Source organism: Rhodospirillum centenum SW (assembly GCF_000016185.1).
In the GTDB taxonomy this organism is placed as follows: domain Bacteria; phylum Pseudomonadota; class Alphaproteobacteria; order Azospirillales; family Azospirillaceae; genus Rhodocista; species Rhodocista centena.
Window position 1 is genome coordinate 2,539,122 of the sequence record NC_011420.2, and the last position, 16,351, is coordinate 2,555,472.

At 71.9% G+C, this 16,351-nt stretch carries 20 protein-coding genes; 8 read left to right on the forward strand and 12 right to left on the reverse strand.

What is annotated here, in order from left to right:
- Positions 1 to 7: 7 nt before the first annotated feature.
- Genes RC1_RS11795 through RC1_RS11810 form a run of 4 tightly spaced genes read left to right on the forward strand, consistent with a single transcriptional unit; the run spans position 8 to position 2,975 of the window.
- Complete coding sequence (locus RC1_RS11795; protein ID WP_012567625.1) at positions 8 to 787, forward strand: metal ABC transporter ATP-binding protein; 780 nt, start codon at positions 8 to 10, stop codon at positions 785 to 787.
- 10 nt (positions 788 to 797) lie between these two features.
- On the forward strand, positions 798 to 1,712 hold the full coding sequence (locus tag RC1_RS11800) for a metal ABC transporter permease (protein ID WP_012567626.1): 915 nt from the start codon (positions 798 to 800) through the stop codon (positions 1,710 to 1,712).
- Positions 1,709 to 2,668: a metal ABC transporter permease gene (locus RC1_RS11805; RefSeq protein WP_012567627.1), complete on the forward strand. Its 960-nt coding sequence runs from the start codon at positions 1,709 to 1,711 to the stop codon at positions 2,666 to 2,668. Before RC1_RS11800 ends, RC1_RS11805 begins: the two co-directional genes overlap by 4 nt.
- A gap of 10 nt (positions 2,669 to 2,678) precedes the next feature.
- A complete protein-coding gene (locus tag RC1_RS11810; protein WP_041785334.1) occupies positions 2,679 to 2,975 on the forward strand; it encodes an SDR family NAD(P)-dependent oxidoreductase in 297 nt (98 codons plus the stop codon).
- Between the two features lie 25 nt (positions 2,976 to 3,000).
- Here the strand turns inward: RC1_RS11810 and RC1_RS11815 are convergent, their stop codons facing one another.
- From RC1_RS11815 to RC1_RS11845, 7 genes are all read right to left on the reverse strand, one after another.
- Positions 3,001 to 3,867 carry a GNAT family N-acetyltransferase gene (locus RC1_RS11815; RefSeq protein WP_012567629.1) on the reverse strand — a complete coding sequence of 289 codons (867 nt, stop codon included), beginning with the start codon at positions 3,865 to 3,867 and terminating at the stop codon, positions 3,001 to 3,003.
- 86 nt (positions 3,868 to 3,953) lie between these two features.
- A complete protein-coding gene (locus RC1_RS11820) occupies positions 3,954 to 4,268 on the reverse strand; it encodes a hypothetical protein (RefSeq protein WP_012567630.1) in 315 nt (104 codons plus the stop codon).
- Between the two features lie 207 nt (positions 4,269 to 4,475).
- Positions 4,476 to 5,198 (reverse strand): Bax inhibitor-1/YccA family protein, encoded by a 723-nt coding sequence (locus RC1_RS11825; protein WP_012567631.1) that lies wholly within the window; start codon positions 5,196 to 5,198, stop codon positions 4,476 to 4,478.
- A 166-nt stretch (positions 5,199 to 5,364) separates the two neighbouring features.
- A complete protein-coding gene (locus RC1_RS11830; RefSeq protein ID WP_012567632.1) occupies positions 5,365 to 5,967 on the reverse strand; it encodes a DUF4142 domain-containing protein in 603 nt (200 codons plus the stop codon).
- A gap of 147 nt (positions 5,968 to 6,114) precedes the next feature.
- A complete protein-coding gene (locus RC1_RS11835) occupies positions 6,115 to 7,140 on the reverse strand; it encodes an SRPBCC family protein (protein WP_049766698.1) in 1,026 nt (341 codons plus the stop codon).
- A gap of 153 nt (positions 7,141 to 7,293) precedes the next feature.
- Positions 7,294 to 7,491: a hypothetical protein gene (locus RC1_RS11840; protein ID WP_012567634.1), complete on the reverse strand. Its 198-nt coding sequence runs from the start codon at positions 7,489 to 7,491 to the stop codon at positions 7,294 to 7,296.
- Positions 7,492 to 7,632: 141 nt separating this feature from the next.
- On the reverse strand, positions 7,633 to 8,244 hold the full coding sequence (locus RC1_RS11845; protein WP_012567635.1) for a hypothetical protein: 612 nt from the start codon (positions 8,242 to 8,244) through the stop codon (positions 7,633 to 7,635).
- 221 nt (positions 8,245 to 8,465) lie between these two features.
- Here RC1_RS11845 and RC1_RS11850 point away from each other — a divergent pair, with 221 nt between their 5' ends.
- Together RC1_RS11850 and RC1_RS11855 are read left to right on the forward strand one after the other, a co-directional pair.
- Positions 8,466 to 8,816, forward strand: coding sequence for a hypothetical protein (locus RC1_RS11850; protein WP_012567637.1), 351 nt, complete (start codon positions 8,466 to 8,468; stop codon positions 8,814 to 8,816).
- A 102-nt stretch (positions 8,817 to 8,918) separates the two neighbouring features.
- Positions 8,919 to 9,725 (forward strand): sulfite exporter TauE/SafE family protein, encoded by an 807-nt coding sequence (locus tag RC1_RS11855; RefSeq protein WP_012567638.1) that lies wholly within the window; start codon positions 8,919 to 8,921, stop codon positions 9,723 to 9,725.
- 47 nt (positions 9,726 to 9,772) lie between these two features.
- Here the strand turns inward: RC1_RS11855 and RC1_RS11860 are convergent, their stop codons facing one another.
- From RC1_RS11860 to RC1_RS11870, 3 genes are read right to left on the reverse strand one after another with little or no spacing between them, the layout of a single operon-like run.
- Positions 9,773 to 10,762 carry an Hsp33 family molecular chaperone HslO gene (locus tag RC1_RS11860; protein ID WP_012567639.1) on the reverse strand — a complete coding sequence of 330 codons (990 nt, stop codon included), beginning with the start codon at positions 10,760 to 10,762 and terminating at the stop codon, positions 9,773 to 9,775.
- Positions 10,759 to 11,679 carry an ornithine carbamoyltransferase gene (gene argF, locus RC1_RS11865; RefSeq protein WP_012567640.1) on the reverse strand — a complete coding sequence of 307 codons (921 nt, stop codon included), beginning with the start codon at positions 11,677 to 11,679 and terminating at the stop codon, positions 10,759 to 10,761. Before argF ends, RC1_RS11860 begins: the two co-directional genes overlap by 4 nt.
- Entirely contained in the window at positions 11,676 to 12,866 is a 1,191-nt protein-coding gene (locus RC1_RS11870; protein WP_012567641.1) for an aspartate aminotransferase family protein, read from the reverse strand. Before RC1_RS11870 ends, argF begins: the two co-directional genes overlap by 4 nt.
- Positions 12,867 to 13,139: 273 nt before the next feature.
- Between RC1_RS11870 and RC1_RS11875 the strand changes: the two genes are divergently transcribed.
- Positions 13,140 to 13,553, forward strand: coding sequence for a bactofilin family protein (locus tag RC1_RS11875; protein WP_012567642.1), 414 nt, complete (start codon positions 13,140 to 13,142; stop codon positions 13,551 to 13,553).
- Between the two features lie 226 nt (positions 13,554 to 13,779).
- On the opposite strand, the gene RC1_RS11880 is transcribed toward RC1_RS11875, so the two are convergent.
- Positions 13,780 to 14,706 carry a DUF3800 domain-containing protein gene (locus RC1_RS11880; RefSeq protein WP_012567643.1) on the reverse strand — a complete coding sequence of 309 codons (927 nt, stop codon included), beginning with the start codon at positions 14,704 to 14,706 and terminating at the stop codon, positions 13,780 to 13,782.
- 89 nt (positions 14,707 to 14,795) lie between these two features.
- Positions 14,796 to 15,509: an MBL fold metallo-hydrolase gene (locus RC1_RS11885; protein ID WP_012567644.1), complete on the reverse strand. Its 714-nt coding sequence runs from the start codon at positions 15,507 to 15,509 to the stop codon at positions 14,796 to 14,798.
- Positions 15,510 to 15,730: 221 nt separating this feature from the next.
- Here RC1_RS11885 and RC1_RS11890 point away from each other — a divergent pair, with 221 nt between their 5' ends.
- Complete coding sequence (locus tag RC1_RS11890) at positions 15,731 to 16,279, forward strand: PAS domain-containing protein (protein WP_184446311.1); 549 nt, start codon at positions 15,731 to 15,733, stop codon at positions 16,277 to 16,279.
- Positions 16,280 to 16,351 lie beyond the last annotated feature (72 nt).

The following is a 16,351-nucleotide window of genomic DNA, read 5'->3' on the forward strand; positions in this document are numbered from 1 at the left end:
GGGACCCATGCTGCAACGGATCGGTGCGCACGACGTCGTTCCCCCGCGGGAGTCGGGCGTCGCCCCGCTGGCGGTGAGGGGGCTGACGGTCGCCTATCACGACCGGCCGGTGCTGCGCGATGTCAACTGGACCGCCCCGTCCGCCGGCCTGATCGCCATCTGCGGTCCGAACGGGGCGGGCAAGAGCACCTTCATCAAGGCCTGCCTGGGGCTGGTGCCGCCGCTCTCCGGCACGGTCGAGATCTTCGGCCGGTCGCTGGCGCGGCAGCGCCGGCTGGTCGGCTACGTGCCGCAGCGGGAGAGCGTGGACTGGGACTTCCCCGTCTCCGCGCTCGATGTCGTGGCGATGGGCCGCTACGCCATGATCGGCTGGGGCCGGCGGGTGTCGAAGGAGCACAAGGAGGCGGCCCGCGCCGCGCTGGAGCGGGTCGGCATGGGCGCCTTCGCCGACCGCCAGATCGGCCAGCTTTCCGGCGGCCAGCAGCAGCGCGTGTTCCTGGCCCGCGCGCTGGCGCAGGAGGCGCATCTCTATTTCATGGACGAGCCCCTGGCCGGGGTGGACGCGGCCACGGAGCAGGCCGTGCTGGAGGTGATGCGCGAGCTGGACCGGCAGGGCCGCACCGTGCTCTGCGTCCACCACGACCTGCAGACCGTGGCGCAGGTGTTCGACCATGTGCTGCTGCTGAACACCCGCGTGGTGGCGGAGGGCAGCACCCGCACCACCCTGACGGAGGCGAACCTGCGCGCGACCTACGGCCAGCGCCTGCTGGACCCGCTGGTGATGTGAGGAACGGCCGATGGACACCGTCCTCTCCCCGGTGGGACCGGGCTGGAACACCGCCGTCGTGCTGGCGGGGGCCACGGCGCTGGGGGCTGCGGCCGGCACGGTCGGCAGCTTCCTGCTGCTGCGGCGGCGCTCGCTGGTCAGCGACGCCCTGGCCCACGCCACCCTGCCGGGGCTGGCGCTGGCCTTCCTGATCGGCGCCCTGGCGGGGGTGGAGGGGCGGTCGCTGCCCCTGCTGCTGCTGGGCGCCACGGTCAGCGGCGGGCTGGGCGTGCTGGCGGTGCAGGCGGTGACGCGCTTCACCCGGCTGCCGGAGGACGCCGCCATCGGGGCGGTGCTGTCCGTCTTCTTCGGCATCGGGGTGGTGCTGCTGTCGGTGGTGCAGGCGCTGCCGACGGGCGGCGCGGCGGGGCTGAAGACCTTCATCTTCGGCCAGACCGCCGCCATGAGCGCGCGCGAGGCGGCCGCCCTGGGCCTGCTGGCGCTGCTGGCGGCGGGGCTGGTGGCGCTGTTCTTCAAGGAACTGCGGCTGGTCGCCTTCGACGAGGGCTTCGCCCGCGTGCAGGGCTGGCCGGTGGACCGCATCGACCTGCTGCTGCTGGGGCTGGTGACGCTGGTGACGGTGGTGGGGTTGCAGACGGTGGGGCTGATCCTGATCGTGGCCCTGCTGATCACCCCGGCCGTGGCCGCCCGCTTCTGGACCGACGATCTGACGACCATGACGGTGACCGCGGGCGTGCTGGGGGCGCTGTCGGGCGGGATCGGCGCCTGGCTGTCCAGCGCCTATGCCGACCTGCCCGCAGGCGCCGTCATCGTGCTGGTGGCGACGGCGCTGTTCGTGCTGAGCTTCCTGTTCGCCCCGGCGCGCGGCCTGCTGGCGCGGGGCCTGCGCCGCCGCCTGCTGCGCCGGCGGGAGGGCCTGGGATGACCCCGTTCCTGACCATCGACCTGCCGGCCATGCTGGCGGCCACCCTGGCCTGCCTGTCCTGCGCCCTGGTGGGCAACTTTCTGGTGCTGCGGCGGCAGAGCCTGCTGGGCGACGCCATCAGCCACGCCGTGCTGCCCGGCATCGTCGTGGGATTCCTGGTGGCCGGCACGCGCGAGACCTTCCCCATGATGACCGGCGCCCTGGCGGCGGCCGTGGTGGCGGGGGTGCTGATCGAACTGGTGCGCCGGCTGGGCCGGGTCGAGGCCGGGGCGGCCATGGGCGTGGTCTTCACCGGGCTGTTCGCGCTGGGCGTCGTGCTGATCGAGCAGGCGGCGGCGCACAGCGTGGACCTGGACGCTGACTGCGTGCTCTACGGCCAGCTTGAGGACGTGATCTGGCTCGCCCCCACGGGCTGGGCCTCGCTGCTGGACCCCCTGGTGTGGGCAGCACTGCCGCGGGAGGTGGTGCAGCTCGCCATCGTCTTCCTGCTGCTGGGCGGCATCGTGCTTGTGTTCTTCAAGGAGCTGACGCTGGCCAGCTTCGACCCCGGACTGGCCGACACGCTGGGCCTGCCGTCGGCCCTGGTGCAGCACGGCATCGTGGCGATGACGGCCGTCGCCGCCATCGCCGCCTTCGAGGCGGTGGGTTCGATCCTGGTCATCGCCATGCTGATCTGCCCGGCGGCGACGGCGCGGCTGCTGACCGACCGGCTGCCGGTCCAGATCGGCCTGTCGCTGCTGATCGGGGCGGCGGCCGGGGCGGGCGGCTATGTGCTGGGCGCCTTCGGGCCGCTCTGGCTGGGGTTCCAGGCCAGCGTGAACGCCGCGGGCATGATCGCCACCCTGGCCGGGCTTTTTCTGACTCTTGCCATCCTGGTCGCCCCGCGGTACGGGGCGCTCACCCGGGCCGGGCGCCGCCGTGCGGCCGCCGCCCGGAGCGCCGGGGCGGAAGCGTGAGGGGGAGAGCGTGAAGGGGAAGGTTGTCGTCGTGGCCGGCACCGCGACCGTGGCGGCGGCCGAGGCGGCGCGCCTGATGGCGGCCGCGGGGGCCAATCTGGTGCTGATGGACCGCGACCTGCGGGCCGGGCACCGTCTGACGCTGGAACTGAACGCGGGCAACCGCGGCATCGCCGTGTTCCTGCCGGGCGATCCGGCGGACGCGGGCGATCTGGCCGAGGCGGTGGCGGAGGCGCGCCAGTCCTGGGGCGGCTGCGACCTGGTGCTGTCGCCCCTGATGCCGGAACCGGACGGGACCCGGCCGTAGCCGGCCTCGGCCGGGCAAGGTCCGGCTACAGGTCCAGGCGCATGTCGAACTGGTTCAGCGCCTGCCGGGTCCAGCCGGTGGCCAGCAGGAAGGCGTCCAGCGGCCCCTCCGGCACGATCTGCGGGATCAGCCAGGGCCGCCCCGGATATGCCGCGGCCAGCGCGGCCAGCAGCCGCCGGCCCAGTCCCAGGCCACGCCGGTCCGGCGGCACGAAGAGCGCCGTCAGCAGCATCGCCTCCGTCCCCGGATCGCGCAGCAGGGCCAGCGGCGCCTGCCCCTCGGGCTCCCCGGCCAGGGCCAGGGCACGGAACGGATGCGCCGCCTTCGCCAGCGTCTCCGGTTGCAGCATCCAGGGCAGGTCCGCCCCCTCCCCCGCCCGCAGCAGGGCGCGGGACAGGGAGAGCGGGTCCGCCGGGCGCAGCGCCGCGGCGCCGGCCACCGCCTCCGGCCGGACGGGTTCGCGGCGGTGGCCGTAGAGCCGGCGCAGCCGGCGGAAGCCCAGCCGTTCGTAGAGCGCGAGCGCACGGGTGTTCTGCTCGAACACCTCCAGCAGCAGGGCGTGGTCGCCACGCATGCGGGCCTCGGCCGCCGCCAGGTCCAGGGCGTGCCGGCCCAGGCCGCGGCCGCGCCAGTCCGGCGCCACGCCCAGCGACGCGATGCGGGCGGTCCAGCCGCGGCGGGCGACCAGCATCACGCCGGCGGGCCGGCCGGGCGGGCCGAACAGGTAGCTGGAGAACGGGTCCAGATCCTCGCCGCGGAAACGGCGCTCATAGCCCGGCGCGTCGATGCGCACGGGCACCAGATACCCCTCGAACCCGGCATTCAGGGCGGCCGCGACCTCCGCGGCGGTGCAGTCGGCGACGGGGCGGCGGGGCAGAGCGGTCACATCCATCGGAGGCTCTCGGGCATCGCGGGTCGGCAGAAACCGGGCGTCCAGGGTGGCGCCGCCCCGCCGTCGCGGCAAGGGGACACCGGCGCTCAGCCGTCCCGGCGCCAGCGGCGGCGCCAGACGGCCCATTTCCGCTCGCCCCAGATCATCAGACGGTTCATCGGCCCCTTCAGGAAGGGGATGTCCACGGCCAGCAGCAGCAGCCCCAGCGGCAGCATCCAGAAGCCCAGCACGGGCAGGAAGGCGAAGAAGCCGCCCAGGATCAGCAGAATGCCCGCCGGCACGCGGAGCCAGAAGGCGCGCGGCCGGCGCAGCCGGTTCAACTGGGTGCCGACCGGATCGGGCAGGGCCTGTTCCAGCCGGTTGAAGCGCCGGTCCAGCCGGCGGTCCTGCTTCGGGCTCACGCTCTGTCGCCATCCCCTGCGGTGTCGGCTGCCCGTGACCGGGCTGCGCCGGAAACGGGTCCTGCTGTAAACGGCCACGCTGTAAACGGAGAACGGCCGCTGCCGTCCCCTGCCGATCCGTGACGAACCAAAAAGAAACCGCCCGGGGAAACCCCGGGCGGTCCGCGGCGGAGGTCCCCGGGGGGCCTCCCGTCCGGTCGCTTCCGACTACTCGTCGCGCTGGCCGAGGAGCTGGAGCAGCATGGTGAAGAGGTTGATGAAGTTCAGGTAGAGCGAGAGCGCGCCCATCACGGCGAGCTTGCCGTTGGCCTCCGCCCCCCAGCCTTCGGCGTACTGCTCCTTGATCCGCTGGGTGTCCCAGGCGGTCAGGCCGGTGAAGACGATGACGCCGATCACCGAGATGGCGAACTGCAGCGCCGAGCTGGCCAGGAAGATGTTCACGAGGCCGGCGATGACGATGCCGATCAGGCCCATGACCATGAACCCGCCCATGGAGGACAGGTCCTTCTTCGTCGTGTAGCCGTAGAGGCTGGTCGCGGCGAACATGCCGGCGGTGATGAAGAACACCCGCGCGACGCTGGCCCCGGTATAGACGAGGAAGATGTACATCAGCGACAGGCCCATCAGACCGCTGAACACGTAGAACAGCGTCTGCAGCGTCGCCGCCGACATCTTGTGGAAGTTCCAGCTCAGGATGAAGATGAAGGCCAGCGGGGCCAGCATCACCACCCACTGGAGCGGCGTCCCGTAGACCGCGCCGACGACCGCCGGCGTGCTGGCGCCGAGGAAAGCCACCAGGCCCGTGATCACCAGGCCGACGGTCATGTAGTTGTAGACGCGCAGCATGTGCTGCCGCAGGCCTTCGTCGAACTGGGCCTGATCGAGTGCGCGGCCGGCGGTCGCGTATCGATTGTAAGGTCCGATAGCCATGGATGTCCCCAGAAGCCGTGTTGCGGTTGGGCCATAATATTGGGAGGCCCCCCGCACGGTTCAACATCACCCTCGTCGCAGGGAGCGTCCGTCAATCCAGAGTAGTTTCAGGGGTTTATGGCGACCGGCCCTGACGTCCGGCCCGGACCCCTCCCTGCAGGGCGGATCAGTCGGCGCCGCGGCCGGCCACGCCGACCCCGGCGGCATCGCGCAGCCGGGCCAGCAGGTCCTCAAGCCGCGCCAGCGCCTCCCCGGGCAGGGCCGGAGCCGGGCCGTCGGCTGTCGCCGGGGCCGCCGCCGCGCGGTAGAGGGCGACCAGCCGCTCGTGCGCGTCGATCTGCTGGGTCAGCCAGAGCGTGTCGAAATCCTCGTCCGCCGCCTGACGGAGCTGCACCAGCATGGCGGCCGGGGCCACGCCCGGATCGGCCGGCGGCACGACTCCGAGGCGCACCGCCTCGGCCCCCAGGTCCTCCAGCAGCATCGTGTGGCTGTCCAGGATGTCGCTGGCGATCTCCTGGACCTCCTCGGTGTCGGAGCGCTCCTGCGCCAGCCGGGCGCTCTCGGCGGCGTAGAGGCTGCCGCGCACGGCATCCGCCAGCGGACCCTCCGCCGCCAGCTCCGTCGCCGGGGCCTGAGCGGGGGCGCCGGGCACGGGGTCGGATGCCTGGGCGGCCGATGCCGGACCCGCCAGGAGAGCGGCCAGGATCAGGACGGGAACGGACAGCGGGCGGGCCGCCCGGATCGGGCGGACCGGAGACGACGCGCGCATGCGACACCTCGGAGGACGGAAAGGCGGGCGCTCAGGAAAGACGCCCCATCCTAGCGGATGCGCCCGGCCGGCAGCGTCGTGGAAAACGCATCGCCGGGCCGCACCCCCGGACGGCCGTGCCGGCCGGGGGCGGACCCGGGCGGACGGTCACACGTCGCCGGTGATGGTTCCGGAGGCCCCCGCCGACCCGCCTGCGGCGCCCGGGGAGGACCCGCCCGACACGCCCGCGGACGCCCCCGAGGACGAGGACCGTTCCATGGCGGTGCCCACGGTCGAGCGCTCCCCGGCGGACTGGCCGGCCGTGGTGGCGTCGCTGCCCGACTCCATCATCCGCTTGAAGCGGTTCAGGTCGTCGCGCATCTGCTGCCGCGGTTCACGGCCCAGCAGGCTGGCGACAGCACGGCCCAGCGCCCCGCCCGGCGGCTCGTAGCGGATGACGGCCTGCACCTCGGTGCCGCGGCCGCCGGGGGCGGGACGGAACTCGACATGCCCCCAGTTGGGAACGTCCGCCCCCTCCACCGCGCGCCAGGCCAGCCGGCGGTTCTCCTGCTCGTCGGTCAGTTCGGCGTCCCAGCTCACGCGCAGACCGGCCGGCCCCTTGGCCACCCAGTGGGAGTGGCGGTCGTCGATCACGTCCACCCGCTCCAGATGGTGCATGAAACGCGGCAGGTTGGAGAAGTCGCGCCAGAAGCGGAAAAGCTCCTCGGGCGGCCGGTTGACCGTCACGCTGTGCGAGACGGTGACGGCCCGCTGCTCGTGGCCGCCGCTCTGGCCCAGCCATTCCTCGCCGACCCAGTCGCGGATCGCCGAGCGGCCGCTGAAGGCCTGCTGGATGACCCCAAGCCCGGCCAGCGCGATGCCGTAGCCCAGCCAGCCGCCCCGGCGGACGCCCAGCGCCGTCATCAGGCCGCCGACCACCAGCGGGGCCATCTGGTAGGCGTCGCCGCCGCTCATGCCGCCCGTGCCGCCGCCCTGGCCCTGCCGGCCCTGCCAGCCCCCCTGGCCGGCGCGGCCATAGGTCCCCGGGCCGCCGCCCTGGGCAGAGCCACCGTAGCTGCTGCTGCCGTAATTGCTGCCGCGGCCGGAACCGTAGCTGCCAGGGTCCCCGTCGTCGGGCCGGTCGCTGCCATAGGCGCCCGGACGGCGCCCACCCGTGCCGTAGTCGTAGCTCATCGCATCCTCCCAGAGGCCGCCCGCTGAAGGGATTGCCGCGGCGGCGCATCGAACGGTGCCCGGCTCAACAGGCGGCACCGGACCCGGTTCCCGGCCGACCGGGACCCAGCCCCGCACCGGCATCTGCGGGAGGAAAGGAGAACGGGGCGGGGATCAGTCGGGGCCGGCGGTGCCGTGGACGGATTCGCCGGGGACGGGGCCGGTCACGGCACCGCCCGGCGGGGGTCCGCCCTCTCCCGGCCCGGTCCGGCCGGGTCGGCGCTCCGCCTCCCGGCGGTTCGCCTGGGCCGCCTCGACCTCACGGCGCTTCGCCTCCTCGGAGTCCCGGGGGGTATCCTTCTGCTCGGTCATGCCAGCCTCCTCCGTCGCGGGCCGCCCGGCGGAACGCCGGACGGCATGCCGTCCGTCAACAGGCCGGCAGCCGGGACGTCACGCCGGCCCGGGAAGCGCGGCCAGACGGCCCCGGCGCCAGAGACAGTCAGAGAGAGACGGTCAGAGGATGATGGCGGGGAACAGGTTGGCGCGGATCGCCGCATCGAGCTGGGCGTCGAGGTCGGCCGCCATGGCGCGCACGAGATCGAGCATCGCCTTCTCCCGCTCCGCGAGGCTGACATCCTCCGCCACGGTGGTGGAGCGGGCGACGGCCACGCTGGCCGCCCCGCTGAAGCCCTGGGCCGGCCGCTCCACCAGAACCTCGACCGCCAGCTTGCCCTCATAGCGTTCCGACTGGTCCTTGGTGAACCAGCCGCGGATGCCGGTCGTGCGCTCCAGCTCCGCCTCCACGACGGAGGCGTCGCGGATCACCACCCGGGCGCGTCCGCTGCCGCCGCCGGCCTTGAGCCGGTCCTGCACCCAGAGCCGCACCGTGTCGGCCGGCGTGACGGGCAGCAGGTGCTCCACGTTCGGCTCCTTCAGGGGCGGCACATACTCGTTGACCACCTCGATCTCCGCCACGTCCAGGGTGATCGCCCCCTTCTCCGCGAAGGAGAGGCCGGGGCCGGTCTGCTGCGCGGCGGCAGGGCCGGACGGCAGGGCGACGGCCAGCAGGAGGGCGAGCAGGAGGGCTGGCAGAAGGGGAAGCCGGAGGGAGGGCTGGCGCATCATGGGAGGAAACCTCATGGACGGAACGGCGGGCAGGAGCGGACCGGAAGAGGGGCCGCTCCCCCGAAGCGTGGCCGCATCCTGCCCCGCGCTCCCGTCCGCGGCAAGGCTCGCGCCGGGAAATGCGCTGACGGCTCGCGCCGGGAAATGCGATGACGCCACCGCGGTCGGGGAACCGCGCCCGTCCCGTCCTGTTGCGGGCCGAGCCGCACCGGAGTCCGCCCATGTCGTCGCCCAAGCCGTCCCTGCTCCGCTCCCTGCTCCGCCGTCCCGCGCGCCTGCTCGCCGCATCCCTGGTCCTGCTGCTGCCGGCCATCCCCGGCCCGGCCCGGGCGCAGGACATGCCCCCGCCGCCGGAGTTCCCCGCCCCGCAGCCGCCCACACCGCAGCCTGCCGACCGGGACCGGGCCGATCCCGCCCCGCGGTACGATCCGGCAGCCCCGGAGAGCGCGGCGGAGGACGAGGACCGGAGGGCGACCCGCCCCGATCCGGACGCGGCCGATCCCGCCACCGCGGCCGAGGCGGAGTCGGCCGAGCATCCCCTGCCCCCGCCGCTGGAGCCGCCATCCCCCTGAACCGTTCCCCGGAACCGTCCGGATGAGCGGCCGGGGCCGTTTCCAGAGCACCCGGAATCGCGTTAGCTTTCCGTCAGCGGATACAGGGGGGCTGGAAGCGACGTGACCCTGACGGACATGCTGCTGCTGGGCGGGGCCGGGCTGATGGCCGGCGTGGTCAACGCCGTGGCCGGCGGCGGCACCTTCTTCACCTTCTCCGCCCTGGTCGGAGTCGGCATCCCGCCGATCGCCGCCAACGCCACCAGCTCCGTGGCCGTCTGGCCCGGCAGCATCGCCAGCATGGCCGCCTACCGGCAGGAAGTGGTGGCGCACGGGCGCCGTTTCGCCCTGCTGGGCGTGGTCAGTCTGGCCGGGGCTGCCATCGGGGCCTGGCTGCTGCTGCGGCTGGAGGATGCCCAGTTCCGCGTGCTGGTGCCCTGGCTGCTGCTGGTGGCGACCCTGCTGTTCGCCTTCAGCCCGCGCCTGACCGCCTATCTGCGCGCCCGCGGCCGGCGGGAGCGGCAGGAGCAGGTGGCGGAGCAGGCGGCGGGAGCGGCAGGAGGGGGCGGCGCCGTCTCCCACATCGCGGGCGCCGTGATCCAGTTCCTGGTGGCGATCTATGGCGGGTTCTTCGGGGCCGGCATGGGCATCCTGATGCTGGCCGCGCTGGCGGTGACGGAGGGCGACGACTTCCACCGCATCAACGCGGCCAAGGTGCTGCTGTCCGTCCTGATCAACGGCATCGCCATCGTCCTGTTCATCGCGGACGGGCTGGTGCGCTGGCCGGCGGCGCTGATCGTGATGGCGACCTGCATCGCCGGCGGCTATCTGGGCGTGGTGGTCGCCAAGCGGGTGCCCGTGGAATGGGTGCGCCGCTTCGTCGTCAGCGTGGGCGCAGGCCTGACGGCCTGGTTCTTCCTGGTTCCCTGACGGCGGTTCCGGGCGCCCCTCGCGGAGCGCCCGGCGGCCGGAAACGGTCAGTCGGCGTAGACGGCGTCCAGGGCGGCGTCGTCGAAGCCGTATTCGGTCTTGCAGAATTCGCAGGTGACGGCGACCCGGCCGTCCACCTTCAGGTCCTCCAGCTCGCCGCGCGGGATCGAGCGCAGCGCCGTGGCCACCCGCCCGCGGGAGCAGCGGCAGGCGGCGCGCAGGGCGTGGCGGGTGTAGACCCGCGCGCCCTCCTCATGGAACAGGCGGAACAGCAGGTCGTTGACCGGCAGCCGCGCGTCCAGCAGCTCGGCCTCCGTGCAGGAGCCCAAGAGCACCATGGCGCGGCGCCAGTCGTCCTCCTCCACGTCGGAGTGCCGGGCCGCCTCGCCCCGCGCCCCGCCTTCCTCCGGCAGGGCCTGCACCAGGATGGCGCCACCGACCCAGCGGCCGGCGGAATCGCGGCCGACCGCCACCTTGATGCCGGTGGCGAGCTGCTCGGACTGACGGAAATAGTGGCGCACGGCGTCGTCCAGGCTGTCGCCGGCCAGTTCGACGATGCCCTGGTAGCGTTCCGTGTGCTCGCCCTGGTCCACGGTGAAGGCGAGATAGCCCGTGCCCAGCATGTCGCGCAGCGTGCCGGGGGCCCCGGCCGCCACCGCCGCGGCCAGCCGGTCGGCGTCGAAGCTGGCATAGCCGCGCAGGTCGCCGACGCTGGTCACGTCGGCCACCGTGAAGGAGACCGGCCCGTCGCCCTTGGTCTGGAGGGTGAAGATACCCTCGTACTTGAGCGCGGAGGCCAGCGCCGCCCCGAGCGTGATGGTTTCGCCCAGCAGCAGCGCCACGGGATCGGGATAGGCGTGACGGGTCAGGATCTCGTCCAGCGCCGGACCCAGGCGGACGAGGCGTCCGCGCAGGCTGGAGCGGTCGAGCTGGAACGGCTGCACCACGTCCAGGTCCGCGGTCACGCGGTCCGGATCGCGGGCGGGATCGCGGCCGGCACCGGGGTCGGCGCCGCCCGCGCGGGTGGGATCGGTCATGTGTTCAGACACCAGGCCAGGATGCCCTTCTGGGCGTGCATGCGGTTCTCCGCCTCGTCCCAGACGACCGACTGCGGTCCGTCGATGACGGCGGTGGAGACCTCCTCGTCCCGATGGGCCGGGAGACAGTGCATGAATATGGCGTCCTTCTGCGCCAATCCCATCAGCCGTTCGTTCACCTGATAGGGCTTCAGCAGGGCGTGCCGGCGCTCGGCGTCCTGGTGGTGCATGCTGACCCAGGTGTCGGTGACGACGGCGTCGGCCCCGGCCACCGCGGCCTCCGCATCCCGGGTGACGATGACGCGGCCGTCATTGCGGCGCACCCACTCCAGCGTCTCGGCACTGGGGGCCAGTTCGGCCGGGCAGGCCACGCGCAGTTCGAAGTCGAAGCGCACGGCGGCGTGGATCCAGCTCTCGCAGACATTGTTGGCGTCGCCCGACCAGCAGACGACCTTGCCGGTGATCGGCCCCTTGCGCTCCTCGAAGGTCAGGATGTCGGCCATGATCTGCACGGGATGCGATTTGTCCGTCAGGCCGTTGATGACGGGGACGCTGGCGGCCTCCGCCATCTCGTGCAGCTTCTCCTCGGCGTCCGTGCGCAGCATGATCGCGTCCACGAAGCGGGAGAGCACCCGCGCCGTGTCCCCGATCGTCTCACCGTGGCCGAGCTGGATCTCCTTGCCGGTCAGGGTGATGACCTCGCCGCCGAGCTGGCGCATGCCGACCTCGAACGAGACGCGGGTGCGGGTCGAGGGCTTCTCGAAGATCAGCGCCAGCGTCCGGCCCAGCAGCGGCTTCTCGGGCTGCTTCGCCCGCTTCAGCGCCGCGGCGTAGTCCAGCATGCCTCGCAGGCTGCCGGCATCCAGCAGATGGATGTCGATGAAGTGGCGGACCTTGCGGCTGGATGCGGGGCTCATGCTGCGGTTCCATTCTGGGAGGCAAGCTCCCGGCAGGTACGGTCGAGGATGGCGACGGCTTCGTCGATCTCCGTCTCGCCCACGATGAGGGGCGGCAGGATGCGGATGGCATTGTCGGCGGCGCCGACCACCAGCAGGCCGTTCAGGCGCAGGCGGGTGACCAAGTCGGCGTTCGGCACGACGCAGCGCAGGCCCAGCATCAGCCCGCGGCCGCGCGCCGTCTCCAGCACCGTCGGGTGGCGCTCCACCAGCGCCTCCAGCCGGGTCCGGAGCAGGCTGCCGGTCTCCTCCACCCGCTCCAGGAAGCCCGGCGCGGTCACCACGTCCAGCACGGCGTTGCCCACGGCCATGGCCAGCGGGTTGCCGCCGAAGGTGCTGCCGTGGGTGCCGGCCGTCATGCCGACGGCGGCCTTCTCCGTGGCGAGGCAGGCGCCCATCGGGAAGCCGCCGCCGATGCCCTTGGCGATGCACATGACATCGGGCGCCACGTCCGCCCATTCATGCGCGAACAGCCGGCCGGTGCGGCCGACGCCGGTCTGGATCTCGTCGAACACGAGAAGCAGGCCGAACTCGTCGGCGGTGCGGCGCAGGGCGCGCAGATAGTCGAGATCGGCCGGGATGATGCCGCCCTCGCCCAGGATCGGCTCCACCATGATGGCGCCGGTCTCCGGCGTGATGGCGGCGCGCAGTTCGTTCAGGTTGTTGAACGCGACCTGGTCGAAGGCGTCCAGCAGCGGGCCGAAGCCCTTGACCATCTTCTCCGACTTCGCGGCGGCGATGGCCGTGGTGGTGCGGCCGTGGAAGGCGCCGCCGGCCACGATGAAGCGGGTCCGCTGCGGGTTGCCGGTCTCATGATGGTACTTGCGCACGGTCTTGACCGCGCATTCCCACGCCTCGACGCCGGAGTTGGTGAAGAACACCGTGTCCGCGAAGGTCAGCGCCGTCAGCCGCCGGGCCAGGCTCTCCTGCCCGGCGACGCGGAACAGGTTGGAGGTGTGCCAGAGCCGGTGCGCCTGCTCGGTCAGCTTCTGCACCAGATAGGGGTGCGCGTGGCCGAGCGCGTTGACGGCGATGCCGCTGGTGAAGTCCAGATATCGTCGGCCTTCCGTGTCCCAGAGATAGCTGCCCTCGCCGCGCTCGAAGATCACATCGATGCGCGCATAGGTCGGCATGACGACAGGGACCACGGCTCCTCTCCTCGGGATGCGGCGCCGGACTGCGGCGCCGGAAGCCCCGCCCCGGACGGCGTCCGGACGCTCCGGATGCCTGCGGCGGCGGGAAAACGGCGACTATTGTGCGCTGCGGGGGCCGTGTCAATCGCGGGAGGGGCGCGACAAGCTCAGGGCAGTCCCCCGGAAGTGGTCTATTCTTGCGGAATTAACCCGCTCCGCTTATGAATAACTCCGACCGGGCGGGGCCGTTGGATCATGCGACCGCCCTTTGGGGAGATAGCCTTGCCGATGCCGACCGACATCCTCGATCCGCGCAGTTTCCCGCGTCCCGGTGCCAACGGCGCCGCCGAACCGGCGCCGCAGCCGGTGAAGCCGGGCGGCGTCACCACGATCTCCGCCGAGGCGCGGATCGAGGGCGCGACCATCTCGCACTGCGACACGCTCCATGTGGCCGGCCGGCTGGTGGACGTCACCCTGGTGGACGTGAAGGTGCTGGACGTGGCCGAAGGCGGCCAGTTCGAGGGCACCGCCAAGGTCGAGAGCATGCGGGTCCAGGGCCGGGCCAGCGGCACCATCGAGGTGTCGGGCACCCTCTCCATCGGGGAGACGGGTCTGGTGGACGGCACCGTCCGCTACGGCCGCATCAGCATCGCCGACGGCGGCAGCGTCACCGGCACCCTGCAGTCCGGCCCCGCGCAGTAAGGAACCTGCGCGGGTGGCCGGCCCCGAGGGGAGCGGCCACCCGCGCGGTCCCGGTCCGGCGCCGGTTCAGGCGGACGGCCCCTGACCCGGCACCGCCGCCGCCCCCTGCTGCGTTCCGCGCGGGGAGCCCAAGGGACAGGGAAGGTCAAGCGAAGGCGGCGCGATTCCGGCCCTCCGACCCTGGCCTTGACGATCCAGGGCAGACGCACCTAGAATCACATTATGGTCAATTGCGACCGGGCGTCGTCGTAGACGGCGGGGGAAGGGGCTCGGAGATTTCCGGGCCCTTTGTCTTTTCAAGGGTGGTGCTTCCTTCCGTTCCAGCGGATGTCGCTACCGGAGCTTCGGGATCGAAGCAGTAATATTTTATCCCGCAATTCAACAGTCCATCCGCCAGGGTCAGGTCGATGAGTTTGCGGTGCGCGTCCAGATGCCGGAACGGCAGATAGTCCGGATCGTAACGCCCCTTCACGACGGGCCAGAGCAGGATGTCCGCGACCTGCCCCATCGGGTTGGATTTCCGAATGAACGTGGGATTCCTGACCAGCGTCCGGGCGAAACCGCTTGCAAGAAGCGGATCGTATTTTCCGGACGTTCCCTTGTCGAAGTCCGCCCCGGTCTGGATCAGGCGGGCGTGGTAGTCTCGGATATCCCTGTCTTCCCGCTTGCCGCAGGCCTCCACGAACACCTTGAGCATGCGGCCCTGCGCTGCTGCAATCTTGGCACATCGCTCGACGAGTATCTGGTAGGCGGACCGGCAGAGCCTCCAGCGCCCGTCGCCATAGAGAGCTCGATAACGGGCATTGTAGCCCGGCCGATGGACCACGCAGGCCGTCACATGGACCGGCAGGCGGGCGATCAGATCGGAGAGATCGGCCTGGAAGCGGGCTGCGCGGTCCCGATCCTGCCCCAGCCAGGCAAAGGCGCCCTTCCGGCACCGGATCTCGTGGGAATGCAGCGGTCCTGCGAGATCGTAGCGACCAACCAGGTCCGTAACCTCCGCGCGCACTATTCCCGTCTGTTCGGCAGGAATCATGAAACCGCCCAGGGCGAAAGCATCGACGCCATCCGCCCGGTGCAGGGGCTCAACCCTGTCGGGCAGACGGCTGCCACTGTCATCGATATAGAGATCGAAGGTGAGAGTTGCACCCATCCTGACAGCGCGCTGAGCCTGATATCACAGCCAGAAGAAGTAACCCTGATGGACAGGGTCCGCAACCCTCCACCTGCGATGCCGCGGCCTCATCCCTGCCCGCGGACGGCCTGGTCGGAGACGAAGGGGTTGCCCTGGCGTTCCTGGCCGAAGGTCGAGGTTTCGCCGTGGCCGGGCAGGAAGGTCACATCGTCGCCGAGCGGGAACAGCTTGCCACGGATCGAGGCGGCCAGTGCTTCGAAGCTGCCGCCGGGAAAGTCGGTCCGCCCGACCGATCCCCTGAACAGCACGTCGCCCACCACGGCGAAGCGCGACGGGGCGTGGAAGAAGACCACATGCCCCGGCGTGTGGCCCGGGCAGTGCAGGACCTGGAGCGTCAGCGCCCCCACCGTCACCGTGTCGCCATCGCCGAGCCAGCGGTCGGGCGTGAAGGGCCGGGCATAGGGCATGCCATAGGCGGCACCGTGGCCGGCCAGCTCCGCAATCCAGTAATCGTCCTGCCGCCCCGGCCCCTCGACGGGGACCTTCAGCCGCTCCGCGAGATCGGCCACGGCGGCGGCATGATCGACATGGCCGTGCGTGACCAGGATGCGCTCCACCGTCAGGCCATGCCGGCGCACCGCCTCCAGGATGGTCGGCACGCCGCCGCCCGGGTCCACCACGGCCGCCCGCCGCGTGGCTGTACACCAGAGCAGCGAACAGTTCTGCGCGAACGGCGTGACGGGGATGACGGCCACCCGGAGCGGCGGCTCCCCCGGAGGCGGGGCGGCGGTCGGGGCGGCGTGGGTCTGGTCCTCGGCCATGGCGGGGCCTCCCTGCGGGTTGGACTTCCGGAGATACACGCTCCCGGCCGGCAGGTGAACCCCCGGGCTGCCACGATGGCAGCGGCGCGCCCGTCGCCGGGAGCCGATCGCCGGCCCGGAGCCGGGCCTACTGCGCAAGGACAGGATGACGTTTCGGCGCGTGCTCCCGATCTGACGTTCCGATAACATACAAGTTGATGCAATTTTTCTGGAAGGTTCCGGTGAACCGTTTCCGCCCCCGCCACGACGCCGGCCCGTCGCGGCCCACCATCGCCGTCACCCTGGCGGAAAGCGAGGCGACGGAAGCCTGTCGCCGCCTGCTCGCTCACATCCGCACGCTGTCACCCGGGGGGCCGGCCCGCAAGGACAGGATCCGCCCCTATGAACTTCCGGGCGACCTGCTGCCCCATATCTGCCTGCTGGACGTTCTGCCCGGCGACCGCTACCGCTTCCGACTGTTCGGCACGGCGCTGGTGGATGCCTATGGCGGCGATGCCACCGGGCGGATGCTGAGCGAGATCGAAACGGGTGAATCGCTTGAGCATGCCCACGATGTCTGCCGACAGGTGGTGGTGTCGCGGCAGCCCGTGCTGACCCGCATCTCCTTCGAGACGGGACTGGGACCCATCGTCTACGACCGGGTGGTGCTGCCGCTGGTCGATGCCGAGGGCGAGGTGCACTGGCTGATGGCGCTGATCCGGATCATCGAGGGCGCGGAGCGGCACAGCCTGCTGGCCGGACTGGGGGAGCGGCTGCTGGCGGTCGGCTGAGCCCGCGCATCGGCCGCAGCTAATACGCGACCCGCCAGCACCTCAACACCATCTTAAGGGTCCATTAACCGG